The sequence below is a fragment of the Mycobacterium sp. ENV421 genome, from assembly GCF_002887815.1.
Classification (GTDB): domain Bacteria; phylum Actinomycetota; class Actinomycetes; order Mycobacteriales; family Mycobacteriaceae; genus Mycobacterium.
Genome location: NZ_PDHO01000034.1, coordinates 1 through 13,358, shown reverse-complemented (window position 1 = coordinate 13,358; position 13,358 = coordinate 1). Strand labels below are relative to the sequence as shown.

General features: G+C 67.2%; 14 protein-coding genes. 9 read left to right on the top strand and 5 right to left on the bottom strand.

Features of this window, described 5'->3' with window-relative positions:
* Position 1 precedes the first annotated feature (1 nt).
* Genes CRM90_RS25555 through fadD1 form a run of 6 tightly spaced genes read left to right on the top strand, consistent with a single transcriptional unit; the run spans position 2 to position 5,219 of the window.
* Positions 2–1,108, top strand: coding sequence for an acyl-CoA dehydrogenase family protein (locus CRM90_RS25555; protein ID WP_102809701.1), 1,107 nt, complete (start codon positions 2–4; stop codon positions 1,106–1,108).
* Positions 1,105–1,602 (top strand): MaoC family dehydratase, encoded by a 498-nt coding sequence (locus tag CRM90_RS25550; RefSeq protein ID WP_102809700.1) that lies wholly within the window; start codon positions 1,105–1,107, stop codon positions 1,600–1,602. Before CRM90_RS25555 ends, CRM90_RS25550 begins: the two co-directional genes overlap by 4 nt.
* Positions 1,599–2,036: a hotdog family protein gene (locus CRM90_RS25545; RefSeq protein WP_102809699.1), complete on the top strand. Its 438-nt coding sequence runs from the start codon at positions 1,599–1,601 to the stop codon at positions 2,034–2,036. The genes CRM90_RS25550 and CRM90_RS25545 overlap by 4 nt, the downstream gene beginning before the upstream one ends.
* The gene (locus tag CRM90_RS25540) at positions 2,036–3,235 is read left to right on the top strand and encodes a thiolase family protein (RefSeq protein ID WP_102809698.1); all 1,200 of its coding nucleotides are present in this window, start codon (positions 2,036–2,038) and stop codon (positions 3,233–3,235) included. Before CRM90_RS25545 ends, CRM90_RS25540 begins: the two co-directional genes overlap by 1 nt.
* A complete protein-coding gene (locus CRM90_RS25535) occupies positions 3,235–3,648 on the top strand; it encodes a Zn-ribbon domain-containing OB-fold protein (protein ID WP_102809697.1) in 414 nt (137 codons plus the stop codon). Before CRM90_RS25540 ends, CRM90_RS25535 begins: the two co-directional genes overlap by 1 nt.
* A complete protein-coding gene (fadD1, locus tag CRM90_RS25530; protein ID WP_102809696.1) occupies positions 3,645–5,219 on the top strand; it encodes a fatty-acid--CoA ligase FadD1 in 1,575 nt (524 codons plus the stop codon). The genes CRM90_RS25535 and fadD1 overlap by 4 nt, the downstream gene beginning before the upstream one ends.
* On the opposite strand, the gene CRM90_RS25525 is transcribed toward fadD1, so the two are convergent.
* The 5 genes from CRM90_RS25525 to sdhC all read right to left on the bottom strand — a co-directional run bounded on the left by CRM90_RS25525 (position 5,216) and on the right by sdhC (position 10,805).
* Entirely contained in the window at positions 5,216–7,303 is a 2,088-nt protein-coding gene (locus CRM90_RS25525; RefSeq protein ID WP_102809695.1) for a cellulase family glycosylhydrolase, read from the bottom strand. The two genes, fadD1 and CRM90_RS25525, sit on opposite strands and share 4 nt — an antisense overlap.
* A gap of 78 nt (positions 7,304–7,381) precedes the next feature.
* Positions 7,382–8,152, bottom strand: a complete 771-nt coding sequence (locus CRM90_RS25520; RefSeq protein WP_102809694.1) for a succinate dehydrogenase iron-sulfur subunit — start codon at positions 8,150–8,152, stop codon at positions 7,382–7,384.
* Positions 8,152–9,906 carry a succinate dehydrogenase flavoprotein subunit gene (gene sdhA, locus CRM90_RS25515; protein ID WP_102809693.1) on the bottom strand — a complete coding sequence of 585 codons (1,755 nt, stop codon included), beginning with the start codon at positions 9,904–9,906 and terminating at the stop codon, positions 8,152–8,154. The genes CRM90_RS25520 and sdhA overlap by 1 nt, the downstream gene beginning before the upstream one ends.
* Positions 9,907–9,924: 18 nt before the next feature.
* Entirely contained in the window at positions 9,925–10,365 is a 441-nt protein-coding gene (locus CRM90_RS25510; RefSeq protein ID WP_199190056.1) for a succinate dehydrogenase hydrophobic membrane anchor subunit, read from the bottom strand.
* A gap of 17 nt (positions 10,366–10,382) precedes the next feature.
* Positions 10,383–10,805, bottom strand: a complete 423-nt coding sequence (sdhC, locus tag CRM90_RS25505) for a succinate dehydrogenase, cytochrome b556 subunit (RefSeq protein WP_081845012.1) — start codon at positions 10,803–10,805, stop codon at positions 10,383–10,385.
* A 173-nt stretch (positions 10,806–10,978) separates the two neighbouring features.
* Between sdhC and CRM90_RS25500 the strand changes: the two genes are divergently transcribed.
* The 3 genes from CRM90_RS25500 to CRM90_RS25490 form a co-directional block, all read left to right on the top strand.
* The gene (locus tag CRM90_RS25500; protein ID WP_199190054.1) at positions 10,979–11,392 is read left to right on the top strand and encodes a cytidine deaminase; all 414 of its coding nucleotides are present in this window, start codon (positions 10,979–10,981) and stop codon (positions 11,390–11,392) included.
* Entirely contained in the window at positions 11,389–12,711 is a 1,323-nt protein-coding gene (locus CRM90_RS25495; RefSeq protein WP_102809691.1) for a thymidine phosphorylase, read from the top strand. Before CRM90_RS25500 ends, CRM90_RS25495 begins: the two co-directional genes overlap by 4 nt.
* Positions 12,708–13,358, top strand: a 651-nt coding sequence (locus CRM90_RS25490; RefSeq protein ID WP_502693321.1) for an amidohydrolase family protein, incomplete at its 3' end; no start/stop codon positions are given. The genes CRM90_RS25495 and CRM90_RS25490, both read left to right, overlap by 4 nt.

Genomic DNA, 13,358 nt, shown 5'->3' with positions numbered 1-13,358 from the left:
GATGAAACTCGTTCCTTCGCAAGACGATCGCGACCTGGAAGCCAGCCTGCGCGGTCTGCTGGCCGCCGGCCGCGCCGATCTGTGGGGTGACCTCGCCACGGCCGGAGTGATGGGGCTGGGGCTGCCGGACGTCTACGGCGGGTCCGGCGGATCCCTGTCGGATCTCGGGATCTTCGCCCGCGAAGCCGGCCGGGCACTGTGCCCGATGCGGGTGCACAGCACCGCGATCGCCGCGCATGCGCTGCACATCCTCGGCGGTGAGAAGTCCTGCGTCACATGGCTGCCCGACCTGACCGCCGGACGGATCGCCGCCACCACGGCGCTGTGGAATCCAAATGACGCAGCCGATGTGACCGCCACCATGCGCGCCGACCAGGATCGTGACGGCACGTGGCGACTCACCGGCACAGCCGATTTCGTCAACGACGCGGACACCGCCGACATCGTCGTGGTGTCCGGATTCGACCGGTCCGGCAACACCGTCGGCTTCGTCGTCCGGTTGCACAACGACGGCGTCACGCGGCGTCCGCTGGCGCTGATGGGCGGCCACCGCGCCTCGGTGTTGCGCTTCGACGATGTGCCTGTCGACGATGTCCTCAACGACGGCGCCGCGCTGGGCCGCGAGGACCTCCGTCGCACCGCCAACGCCGCGATGGCGTTGACGGCGCTGGATCTCGTCGGCGTCGGCGAGGCGGTCCTCGAACGCACCGTTCGCTACACCACCGTGCGCCACCAGTTCGGCAGGCCGATCGCCTCATTCCAGGCCGCCCAGCACATCGTGGCCGACATGCACATCGGGCTCGCGGCGGCCCGGCTGGCCGCCCAGTCCGCAATCTCGGCGATCAGCCAGGGCCGCAGCGCTGTCCGGGAAACCGCGATCGCCCGTATCCAGTCCGCCACGGCGGCCAAGTGGGCCACCCTCGACGCCCACCAGTTGCACGGCGGGATGGGATACGTCGTGGAGACCGACCTCTACCTGTGGTCGGAACGGGCCAGGGTGCTCTCGACGCTGGGCGGCGGTGCCGACATCGCAGCAGCCTGGCTCGACGAGGACGAGGTCAGCCGGGCCGCCGTCGGTGAGCGGTTGCGGCGCAAGGACGGCCGATGACCGACAGTTTGATCGACCCGGAGACGGCGGCGCGTGTCGGCACCGTCGCGGCCACCGCCACCGGCGAGGTGATCCGCCGGGATTGGCAACGCTGGGCCGCCGCCGTCGGCGATGACAACCCGCTGTGGTTCGACGCCGAGCACGCCCGCGCCAACGGCTACCGCGACGTGATCTGCCCGCCGCTGTACCTGCAATACGCGATCCTGGGTGTCAGCCCGCTGGCCGGTCTCCGTCAGGACGGGTCGTCGGGTGCGGTGTCGGGAAGTCTGGCCTTTCCGAAGGCGCCGCGACGGATGGCCGGCGGCGAGAGCACCACCTTTCACCTGCCCGCCTACCATCGCGACGAGATCGAGATGGTCCGCACCATCGAATCCGTCGTGGAAAAGGACGGCCGCTCAGGACGATTCGTTCTGGTCACCTGGCACACCGTCTACCGCAACCAGCACGGCGAGCTGGTCGCCGAGGCGTCCACGTCGATGATCGCGCGCCCATGAGCCAGGTGTTCTTCGACGACGTCGAGCCCGGCGACCGGATACCGGAGCTCACCGTCACCGTCGACGAGACGCAGATGTTCTTCTTCAGCGCCGCCACCTACAACGGCCACCGGATCCACTACGACAAGCAATGGGCCCGCGACCAAGAGGGTTACGACGACGTGCTGGTTCAGGGACCGCTGCAGGCCGCGCTGCTGGCCCGCGCGCTCACCGACTGGATCGGCGGCCGCGGCAAGCTGGTGAATTACTCGGTGCAGAACCGCGGGGTGGCATTTCCGGGACAGCCACTGACCTTCGGGGGCACGGTCATCGCCAAGCGGATCGAGGCGGGCCGCGCAGTGGTGGACCTGGAGATCGCAGGCAGGCGCGACGCCGAGGTTCTGATGCCCGGCACCGCCACCGTGGAACTGCCTCGACGCCGCGAGGATTCCTGATGAAGCTGGCCGGGGAGGCGGCGATCGTCGGCATCGCGGAGCTGCCCGCCGAACGCAAGCCGACCGGTCCGGGACTGTTCACCCTCGACCAGTACGCGGCGCTGACCAAGCTGGTGCTCGACGACGCCGGGCTGGACGCAAGCGTGGTCAACGGGCTGATCTCGCACGGCCTGGCCGAATCGGACATGTTCGTGCCCGCCACCTTGAGCGAATACCTGGGGCTGCCCATCGATTTCGGTGAGCGAGTGGACCTGGGCGGTGCGACATCGGCCGCCATGGTGTGGCGCGCCGCCGTCGCCGTCGAGCTCGGGTTGTGCGACGCGGTGCTGGCCGTGCTGCCCGGCTCCCGCGCCCTGCCGCGATCGGCTCGGCGGGAGCCGGTGGTGCCGAGTTGGTTTGGGGCGTCGAGCAACAACTATGGATCGCCGCAGGCCGAATACGAGATCCCCTACGGCAACGTCGGACAGAACGCCCCCTTCGCCCAGATCGCCCAGCGCTACGGCGCGCAGTACGGCTATGACCCGTCGGCATTGGCCAAGATCGTGGTGGATCAACGCACCAACGCCTGCGCGCATCCCGGCGCGGTGTTTCACGGCAAGCCCATCACCGAAGCGGACGTGCTCGCCAGCCCGATGATCGCCGACCCGATCCGCATGCTGGAGATCGTCATGCCCGTTCACGGGGGCACCGGAGTGCTGATCGCCAATGCCGATGTGGCCCGCAGGAGTCGTCATCGTCCGGTGTGGATCAAGGGTTTCGGTGAGCACATCGCCTTCAAGACCACGACGTACGCCCAGGATCCGATGGTCACCCCGATCGCCCGCTCGGCCGGTCGCGCGTTCGCGATGGCCGGGCTCACACCGGCCGACGTCGACATCGCCTCCGTCTACGACTGTTACACGATCACGGTGCTGATGACCCTGGAGGACGCCGGATTCTGCCCGAAGGGCCATGGCATGAGCTGGATCAAGGACCGCGACCTCACCTTCCGCGGCGACTTTCCACTCAACACCGCGGGCGGCCAGCTCTCCTACGGGCAGGCCGGGATGTCCGGGGGCATGCACCACGTGGTCGACGCCGCCCGCCAGTTGATGGGTCGCTCGGCGGCGGCGCAGGTGCCCGACGCCAACACCGCGTTCGTCGCCGGGACCGGCGGGATCATGAGCGAGCAGGTGGCCTTGGTGTTGGGGGGCGACTGATGGCCGAGCCGATGCCCGTTCCCGAACCCACGCCGGTGTCGCAGCCGTTCTGGGATGCGTTGGCCGAGCACCGGATCCTGGTGCAGTATTCGCCGTCGGCCGGCCGCTACGTGTTCTATCCCCGGACGCTTGCGCCGGGCACCCTGGCCGACGACCTGGAGTGGCGCGAGATCGACGGCGCCGCAACGCTGTACACCTATACCGTGGCGCGCCGGCCGACCGGTCCGCCGTGGGCCGACGCACTGCCGCAGCTTCCCGCCGTCGTGCAGTGGGACGTCGGGCCGCGGTTCTCCACCGAGTTGGTGGATGTCGACCCGGAGAACATCCGGATCGGAATGCGGGTCACCCCGGTGTTCTGTGACCTGCCCGGCACGGCGATGACCGTGCTGCGCTACCGCCCGGCCGACGCATGATCGACACCGTCCAGAAGCTGTTGCGCACCCGGGTGGACGATGAGTCCGTCGCGGTGATCTCGCCGGAACGCACCTGGACGTGGCGCGAGTACCTGGCCGACGCCGCGGCGGAGGCCTCCGCACTGCTGGCTCTGCTGGATCCGGGGCGGCCGAGACACGTCGGCGCATTGATGACGAATTCACCGGCCTACGTCCGGGCGATGGCGGCCGCCGCGCTCGGTGGCTATGTGCTGTGCGGTATCAACACCACCCGCCGCGGCGAGGGCCTGATGTCGGACATCACGCGCTCGGACTGTCAGCTGCTGCTGGTCGACGACGACCACGCGGCGCTGATCGACGGACTGAACCTCTCGGACGTCACCGTGCTCAACGTGGCGGGACCGCGCTACACCGAAGCCGTCGAGACCGCGAAACCGATTGTACCGCATGAAGTCTCCGGTACCGATCCGTTTATGATGATCTTCACCTCCGGCACCAGCGGCAACCCCAAGGCGGTGCCGTTCGTCCACACGATGAGCGTGATGTGCGGCTTGAGCCTGGTGGCTCAGATGGACATCACCGCCGAGGACGTGTGCTACCTCGCGATGCCGCTGTTCCATTCCAACGGGGTGGCTGTCGGCTTCTCGGTGGCGGTCACCGCCGGAGCGGCGATGGTGCCGGTGAAGTTCTCGGTGTCGCGGTTGCTGCCTGACCTGCGCCGCTACGGCGTGACGTTCATGAACTACGTCGGTAAGCCGCTGGCGCTGGTGCTGGCCACCCCCGAACAGCCCGACGACGCCGACAACCCGCTGCGCATCATGTACGGCAACGAGGCCACCGAACGCGATATCGCGGAATTCTCACGGCGTTTCGGCTGCCGCATCATCGACGGCTTCGGCTCCAGCGAGTTCGCCGTCGTCGTGGTCCGCGAGGACGGCACCCCGCCCGGCTCGATCGGCAAGGGCTGGGGTGGGGTCTCGATCTATGATCCCGGCACCGTGACCGAATGTGCCACAGCGGTTTTCGATGACAATGGCGCCCTGATCAACGCCGACGACGCGGTCGGGGAGTTGGTCAACACGACGGGCTCCGGACCGTTCACCGGCTACTACAATGATCCGGCGGCCACCTCCGAGCGGCTGCGGCACGGTATGTACTGGACCGGTGACCTCGCCTACCGCGACGCCGACGGCTGGATCTATCTGGCAGGCCGGACGTCGGATTGGATGCGGGTCGACGGGGAGAACATGGCCGCCGCGCCGATCGAGCGGATCATGCTGCGGCTCCCGCAACTCAACCAGGTCGCCGTCTACGCCGTGCCCGACGAGCGGGTGGGCGATCAGGTGATGGCGGCACTTGTTCTGCGCCAGGGTGACTCACTGACGCCCGCGGAATTCGAGGAGTTCCTGGCCGCCCAGCCCGATCTCTCGCCGAAGGCGTGGCCGAGATTCGTCCGCATCAACGACGACCTGCCGCAGACCGCCACCAACAAGATCCTCAAGCGGGAACTGAGCGCTACGGGCGTGAGCGCAGGCGGCGGCGTGCTGTGGGAGCGCGAACCGCGCGAGACCGGCTACCGGGTGGTCGGCTAGAGGGTGGTGTGATCCACGATCGTGCCGACGCCGGTGGCATCGGCCAACGTGGCGTTGGCCGGACCGGACAGCGCAACGGTGAATGTCTCGGTGTTCTCCGCCGCGGAATCGCCGAGCACCGTCACCGCAACGGTTTTGCTCGTCTCGCCGGGGAGGAAGGTCACCGTGCCCGCGGCGCCGACGAAGTCGCTACCCTCGGTGGCAGTGCCGCCCGAGGTGGCGTAGTGCACGGTGACGGTCTGGTCTGAGGCAGCTGTCAGTGACACGGTGAACGTGGCCGTCGACGCGGGACTGCGGTCGTTGAAGTCGAACTGGATGGGCGTGAGGTAGGACAACTTGTTCGGGTCGACCGTGGTCCAGTCGTCGGTCAGGATGCCGCCGTTGTCGACGAAGCTGGCATTCCACGCCCAGTACGTCCAGCTGATGGGCTCGTCGCCGGCGGGGATGTCGATGGTTCCGTTGTTGTCGAAATCGCCGGACAGGTATGAGGTGAGGGCCTCGAACCAGATGATGTCCTTCTGGTCGGTGAGGCTGGTGCCGAACTCGCCGAGATAGATCGGGGCGATGTTGTCTTTGTAGATGTAGCCCCAGGCGTTGGTGAAGACATCCGGCAGCCCGGCTCCGAAGTTGTCGCCGGTGAACCACGCCTGGGGGAACAGCGAGTTCGGATAGTCGTGCGGCGAGTAGACCACTCGGTCGGGCACGTTCAGCAGGATCGGGCGATCCTTGACGCCCATCAGATTGCCGCCCCACCAATAGAATTGGTTGTCGTAAACGCCGATGCCCTCGACCATGATCAACAGGTTGGGGTTGACGGCGAGGATCGCGTTGCCTGCACGTTCGGCGGCGCGGGCCCAGTCGTCGGCGCCGCCGCCGCCCCAGGTGCAGTTGTACGGTTCGTTGTGCAGGTCGATGCCGATCACGGTCGGGTTCCCGGCGTAGCGCGCAACGAGCGATACCCAGTCGTTGACCCAGTCCGTCTCGCTGTACTTGTCGTCGTACCAGAGGCCGTTGGCCGTGGTGCTGATGCCTGCGTCGTTACGGTGGTGGTCGAGAATGACTTTGAGGCCGATCTCGCCCGCGTAGTCGATGATGGTGTCCATCACCTGGATCGACGTCAGGCCTTGCAGGTCGGGATTGATGGTGAAGTCGATGCTGTCGCCCGGGACCTGGCCGTGCAGGACGTCCTGCGAGTAAGGGAGCCGGATCGTGTTGAAGCCCTCCCCGAGGATTTGGTCCATCATGTCTTTGTAATTGCGTGTCCACAGCCCGTCGGGGACGCCGTTGTAGCCTTCGAAGCCGTACCAGTTGACGCCGGCAATCTGCACCGGATTGCCTGCGGCGTCGAGGATTTGATTGCCGCTGGTGTGCCAGTAGCCGGCGCCGACCCGCGGCCCGGGCTCGGTCGCGGTGGCATCGGAGACGGTCAGCTGCGGTGGCGCGGCCACGATGGCCGCCACCGTGATGGTGGCGGTGGTGGTGCCGGCGGTCTGTGGTGAGAGCAGCGAGCGGATTCCGTGCAGCCCCATTCCGCGGTCGATGACGGCGACGACGAATTGGGCGGTGTCCCCGGCCTGCATCGGCGCACCGGGCGTGTAGACGAAGGTGCCGTGGGCGTCGATGGTCACCGTCCCCGACGTCGGCTGCTGCGTGACTTTGTAGCCGAGGGGATCGTTCTCGGGATCTGTCGCGCCGACGTTGCCGGTGATGGCATTGCCGGCGGTGAGGCTGTTCTTGGTCGGGTCGTAGCCGATCGTCGGCACCTTGTTGAACAGCGTGTGCTCGAACTCGCGGCGCGCGAAGGTCAGCGCGCCCAGGACCGCCGAGAACACCGATTCGACGGGGTGCGGCAGCCGCGCGGCGATTGCGGGCCGGGGCCTGGCGGCACTAGGCGCCTTGGTGGATATGCGATTGCGGGCCGGCGAGGTGATACCGTTTTTGGGTTTCGCGTGGCCGACGCTGTGCGACGAGCTGCTGGAGTCGTGCGAATCGGCGGCCGCGACAGCGGGGCAGCTCAGCGCCACGCAGGCGCCCACGGCAACTGCCAAGCCGCCGGTGCGGCACCACCCGATCGCCGATGGCATGAGTCCCCCCCGACTCGGAGCGAACTGCCATTGTGCTCTCGAATCGGGCCTACGGGTAGGGTTTTGGCCGACTCGGGGTCAGCGCGCGAACATCAGTGCGCGCTTGACCTCCTGGATGGCCTTCGTGACCTCGATGCCGCGGGGGCAGGCGTCTGTGCAGTTGAACGTGGTGCGGCAGCGCCAGACGCCGTCGACGTCGTTGAGGATGTCGAGGCGTTCGGCGGCGCCCTCGTCGCGGCTGTCGAAGATGAACCGGTGCGCGTTCACGATCGCGGCGGGCCCGAAGTACGACCCTTCGCTCCAGTACACCGGGCAGCTGGTGGTGCAGCACGCGCACAGGATGCACTTGGTGGTGTCGTCGTAGCGGGCCCGGTCGGTCGGGCTCTGAATGCGTTCCCGGGTGGGTGCGTTGCCCGACGTGATCAGGTACGGCTTGACCGCGCGGTAGGCGTCGAAGAACGGCTCCATGTTGACCACCAGGTCCTTCTCCACGGCCAGGCCGCGGATGGGCTCGATGGTGATGGTGAGCGGCTTGTCCTTCTTCGGCAGCAGGTCGCGCATCAGGACCTTGCACGCCAGCCGGTTGACGCCGTTGATCCGCATCGCATCCGACCCGCACACCCCGTGGGCGCAGGAACGGCGGAAGGTCAGCGTGCCGTCCAGGTAGCTCTTCACATAGATCAGCAGGTTCAGCAGGCGGTCACTGGGCAGACACGGCACCCGGAAACTCTGGTAGCCGGCGCTGTCGGGATCCTCCGGGTTGAACCGCGCGATCTTGAGCGTCACCATCACCGCCCCGTTCGGAATCGGCGGCAGGGCGGGCTCTTTAACGTCAGGTGCGATCGTCATTAATACTTGCGCTCCATCGGCTCGTAACGGGTCTGCACGACGGGCTTGTAGTCCAGCCGGATGTCAGACAGCAGCTCGGTGCCTTCCTTGTAGGCCATCGTGTGCCGCATGTAGTTGGTGTCGTCGCGGTTGGGGTAATCCTCGCGGGCGTGGCCGCCGCGGGACTCCTTGCGGTTCAGCGCGCCGACGACGGTGACCTCGGCCAGTTCCAGCAGGAAGCCCAGCTCGATGGCGTCGAGCAGGTCGCTGTTGTACCGCTTTCCCTTGTCGTGCACGCTGATTCGGGCGTAGCGCTCCTTGAGGGCGTGGATGTCGGTGAGTGCCTGCTTGAGGGTCTCCTCGGTGCGGAACACCGCGGCGTTGTTGTCCATCGACTGCTGCAGGGCACTGCGGATGTCGGCCACCCGCTCGTTGCCGTGTTCGCTGAGGATGTCGGAGACCCAGGTCACGACCATGCCGGCCGGCTGCTCGGGCATGTCGACGAAGTCGTGGCCGAGGGCGTAGTTCGCGGCCGAGATCCCGGCGCGACGGCCGAAGACGTTGATGTCCAGCAGCGAGTTGGTGCCCAGGCGGTTCGCGCCGTGCACCGACACGCATGCGCATTCGCCCGCGGCGTAGAGGCCGGGCACCGTGGTGTTGTTGTCCCGCAACACCTGTCCGGTGATCGTGGTCGGGATGCCGCCCATCACGTAGTGGCAGGTGGGGTAGACCGGCACCAGTTCCTTGACCGGGTCCACGCCGAGGTAGGTACGGGCGAACTCGGTGATGTCAGGCAGCTTGGCTTCCAGCACATCCGCGCCGAGGTGGCGGACGTCGATGTAGACGTAGTCCTTGTGCGGTCCGGCGCCGCGGCCCTCCAGCACTTCGAGAACCATCGAGCGGGCGACGATGTCGCGGGGCGCCAGGTCGACGATGGTGGGGGCGTAGCGCTCCATGAAGCGTTCGCCTTCGCCATTGAGCAACCGGCCGCCCTCGCCTCGGACGGCTTCGGAGATGAGGATCCCCAGGCCGGCCAGGCCTGTCGGGTGGAACTGGTGAAACTCCATGTCCTCCAAGGGAAGTCCCTTGCGGAAGATGATGCCCAGGCCGTCGCCGGTCAGCGTGTGGGCGTTGGAGGTGGTCTTGTACATCCGGCCGGAGCCGCCAGTGGCGAACACGATGGCCTTGGCGTGGAAGACGTGAATATTGCCTGTCGCCAATTCGTATGCCACCACGCCGCTGGCCACCGGGCCGCTGGGGGTCTCGGTCAACACCAGGTCGAGGGCATAGAACTCGTTGAAGAACTCCACGTCATGCTTGACGCAGTTTTGGTACAGCGTCTGCAGGATCATGTGGCCGGTGCGGTCGGCGGCGTAGCACGCCCGGCGAACCGGAGCCTTGCCGTGATCGCGGGTGTGCCCGCCGAACCGGCGCTGGTCGATGCGGCCTTCCGGGGTGCGGTTGAACGGCATGCCCATTTTCTCGAGATCGAGCACCGCGTCGATGGCTTCCTTGCACATGATCTCAACGGCGTCCTGGTCGGCGAGGTAGTCACCGCCCTTGACCGTGTCGAAGGTGTGCCACTCCCAGTTGTCCTCTTCGACATTGGCCAGCGCCGCGCACATGCCGCCCTGGGCGGCGCCGGTGTGCGATCGGGTGGGATACAGCTTGGTCAGCACCGCGGTCCGCGCCCGGGGGCCGGCCTCGACTGCGGCGCGCATGCCGGCCCCGCCTGCCCCGACGATGACCACGTCGTAGCGGTGTTCGGTAATCATTTTCGCCTCGAAGTGCTTCTAGGAGATGTTGGGATCGAAGGTGAGAAGGACGTAGGTGCCCACCACCAACGTGATGAGCATCGAGATCACCAGCAGGGAATTCAGCCAGAACTTGGTGGAGTCCTTGCGGGCATAGTCGCCGATGATCATGCGGATCCCGTTGCCGCCGTGCAGCTGCGCCAGCCACAGCAGCAGCAGGTCCCAGGTCTGCCAGAACGGCGAGGCCCAGCGCTGGGCGACGTAGTTGAAGTCGATCCGGTAGACGCCGCCGTCCCACATCAGCCCGATGAACAGGTGACCCAGCGCCAGGAAGATCAGGACGACGCCGGAGAACCGCATGAACAGCCATGCGTACTTCTCGAAGTTCGGCATGCCGGACCGCCGGCGCGGGGTGCGTGGGTTGTCCAGCCCGGCCGGGCGGTCGTGATTGCGTTCCAGAATCGGAGCGGGCGGTCCCAGCCGGCTCTCGGGCGCGGTCACAGGAACCGCTCCGCCATGTGCATGCCGATGATCACCAGGGAAGGCACCATCACCAGCAGCCAGACCGCGGCCACACCCCACAGCATCTGCCGCTGATAGCGGGGGCCTTTCCACCAGAAGTCGATCAGGATGATCCGCACGCCGTTGAGTGCGTGATACAGCAGCGCGGCCACCAGGCCGATCTCCATCAGGCCGATGATCGGCGTCTTGTAGGTCTCGACGACTTCGTTGTAGGCCTGCGGGCTGACCCGTACCAGCGCGGTGTCCAGGACGTGGACGAAGAGGAAGAAGAAGATCGTGGTGCCGGTGATGCGATGCAGCACCCACGACCACATTCCCGGGTCACCGCGGTAAAGGGTGCGCCGTCGCCTCGTCGACTTGTCGCGCGGGGCCGGCACGACCGGTGCCGCTGTACTCATTCAGCGCCTCCAACACCATCGTTGCGTTATGGATTGGACTCTAACTCCGTTTGTACGGTCGAAAGAATTACGGTGCAGGGACAAGATGCGGCTCTCGGCCCATTCGGCCGGTGGGTGACAAATGCGGCGAGGCGGTTGGTGAATGCATTCAGTAGGGGTGGGTTGAGCTAGTCATGGCGTCACAAATCGACTGGATGGCCTTGCGTGACAAGGCAATTGACGTATCCGCTCGCGCCTACGCGCCGTATTCCGGGTTCCCGGTCGGGGCTGCGGCGCTGGTCGATGACGGTCGCGTGGTCACCGGCGCCAATGTGGAGAATGTCTCATATGGCCTAGGTCTCTGTGCCGAATGCGCGGTGGTCTGCGCACTGGTTTCCGGCGGCGGCGGACGACTGCGGGCCGTGGCGGTCGTCGACGCCACCGGGGCCGCCCTGATGCCCTGCGGGCGGTGTCGTCAACTTCTGCTCGAGCACGGCGGGCCGGAGTTGCTCGTCGATCACGCCGAGGGTCCGCGCCGGCTGGCCGAGCTGCTGCCCGACGCGTTCGGCCCCGATGACCTGGCCCGGGTGGAACGGGAAAAGCCGTGACGCAGTTCACATTCGATGCGCCGACGGTCATCCGGGTCAAACGTGACGGTGGCCGGTTGAGCGACGAGGCCATCGATTGGGTGATCGACGCCTACACCCATGGCAGGGTCGCCGACGAACAGATGTCGGCGCTGCTGATGGCGATCTTCCTGCGCGGGATGGACCGCGGCGAGATCTCCCGCTGGACGTCCGCGATGATCGCCTCGGGCGAGCGTCTGGACTTCAGCGATCTCGGCCGTCCGACGGTGGACAAACATTCCACCGGCGGTGTGGGCGACAAGATCACCATTCCGCTGGTGCCCGTCGTCGCCGCCTGCGGTGCGGCGGTTCCGCAGGCCGCAGGCCGGGGACTCGGGCACACCGGTGGCACCCTGGACAAGCTGGAGTCGATCCCGGGGTTCACCGCCGAGATCTCCAAAGCGCAAGTGCGCCAGCAGCTGTCCGAGATCGGTGCGGCGATCTTCGCCGCCGGAGAGTTGGCGCCCGCGGACCGGAAGATCTACGCACTGCGGGATGTGACCGGCTCGGTGGAGTCGCTGCCGTTGATCGCCAGCTCGGTGATGAGCAAGAAGCTGGCCGAGGGCGCCGACGCGCTGGTGCTCGACGTGAAGGTCGGCCGCGGTGCGTTCTTGAAAACGGAAGACGAGTCGAGGGAACTGGCCGCCACCATGGTCGAGCTGGGTCTGGCCCACGGCGTGCCGACCGTTGCCGTCCTGACCGATATGGACGTCCCCCTCGGCCGCACGGTCGGTAACGCCCTGGAGGTCGCGGAGTCACTCGAGGTGCTGGCCGGCGGCGGCCCCGACGACGTCGTGGAGCTGACGGTCCGGCTGGCACGGGAGATGCTGGCTCTGGCCGGGATCGACGGTCGCGATCCGGCGCAGACCCTGCACGACGGAACCGCGATGGATCATTTCCGCGCTCTGGTCACCGCACAGGGCGGCGACGTTCACGCACAGCTTCCGATCGGTGCCCATTCCGAGACCGTGCCGGCACCGCGAGGCGGCACAATGGGGGACATCGACGCTATGGCGATGGGGCTTGCCGTCTGGCGACTCGGCGCGGGCCGGGCCGCCCCGGGTCAGCCTGTGCAATTCGGCGCCGGCATACGCATCCACCGCAGACCCGGGGAGCCGGTGAGCGCAGGCGAGCCGCTGTTCACCCTCTATACCGACACCCCGGAGCGGATCCCCGCCGCGATGGGCGAACTGGACGGCGCCTTCTCCGTCGTCGATGTTCCCCCGAAATCTCTTCCCGGGTCGCTGCGCTCCTGCCCGCCGAACCCACGCCCGCTCATCATCGATCGGATCGCCCGATGACCACACCGCTGACGCCGGAGATGATCGGCCGAGCACCCAAGGCGCTGCTGCACGACCACCTCGACGGGGGTCTGCGCCCGGCCACCGTCCTCGACATCGCCGGTCAGATCGGGTACGACGGGCTGCCGGCGACCGACGAGGCCGGACTGGCCGAGTTCTTCCGCACCGCCGCGCACAGCGGGTCGCTGGTGCGCTACCTCGAACCCTTCGCCCACACCGTCGCCGTCATGCAAACCCCCGAGTCCCTACACCGGGTGGCGTTCGAATGCGTGGCGGATCTGGCCGCCGACAACGTGGTGTACGCCGAGGTGCGGTTCGCCCCGGAACTGCACATCGACGGCGGGTTGTCCCTCGACGCGGTGGTCGACGCGGTGCTGGCCGGCTTCGCCGACGGGGAGAAGGCCGCCGCAGCCGACGGCCGGCCGATCGTGGTGCGCTGCCTCGTGACCGCGATGCGCCATGCCGCGCGATCGCGGGAGATCGCCGCACTGGCGATCCGGTTCCGTGACAAGGGGGTGGTCGGGTTCGACATCGCCGGTGCGGAGGCCGGCTATCCACCCACCCGCCACCTCGACGCATTCGAGTACATGCGCGGGCGTTGTCAAGCTGCGTGGAGTCGGTCGGTGTCGTTTTCAGCGGGGAGGTTG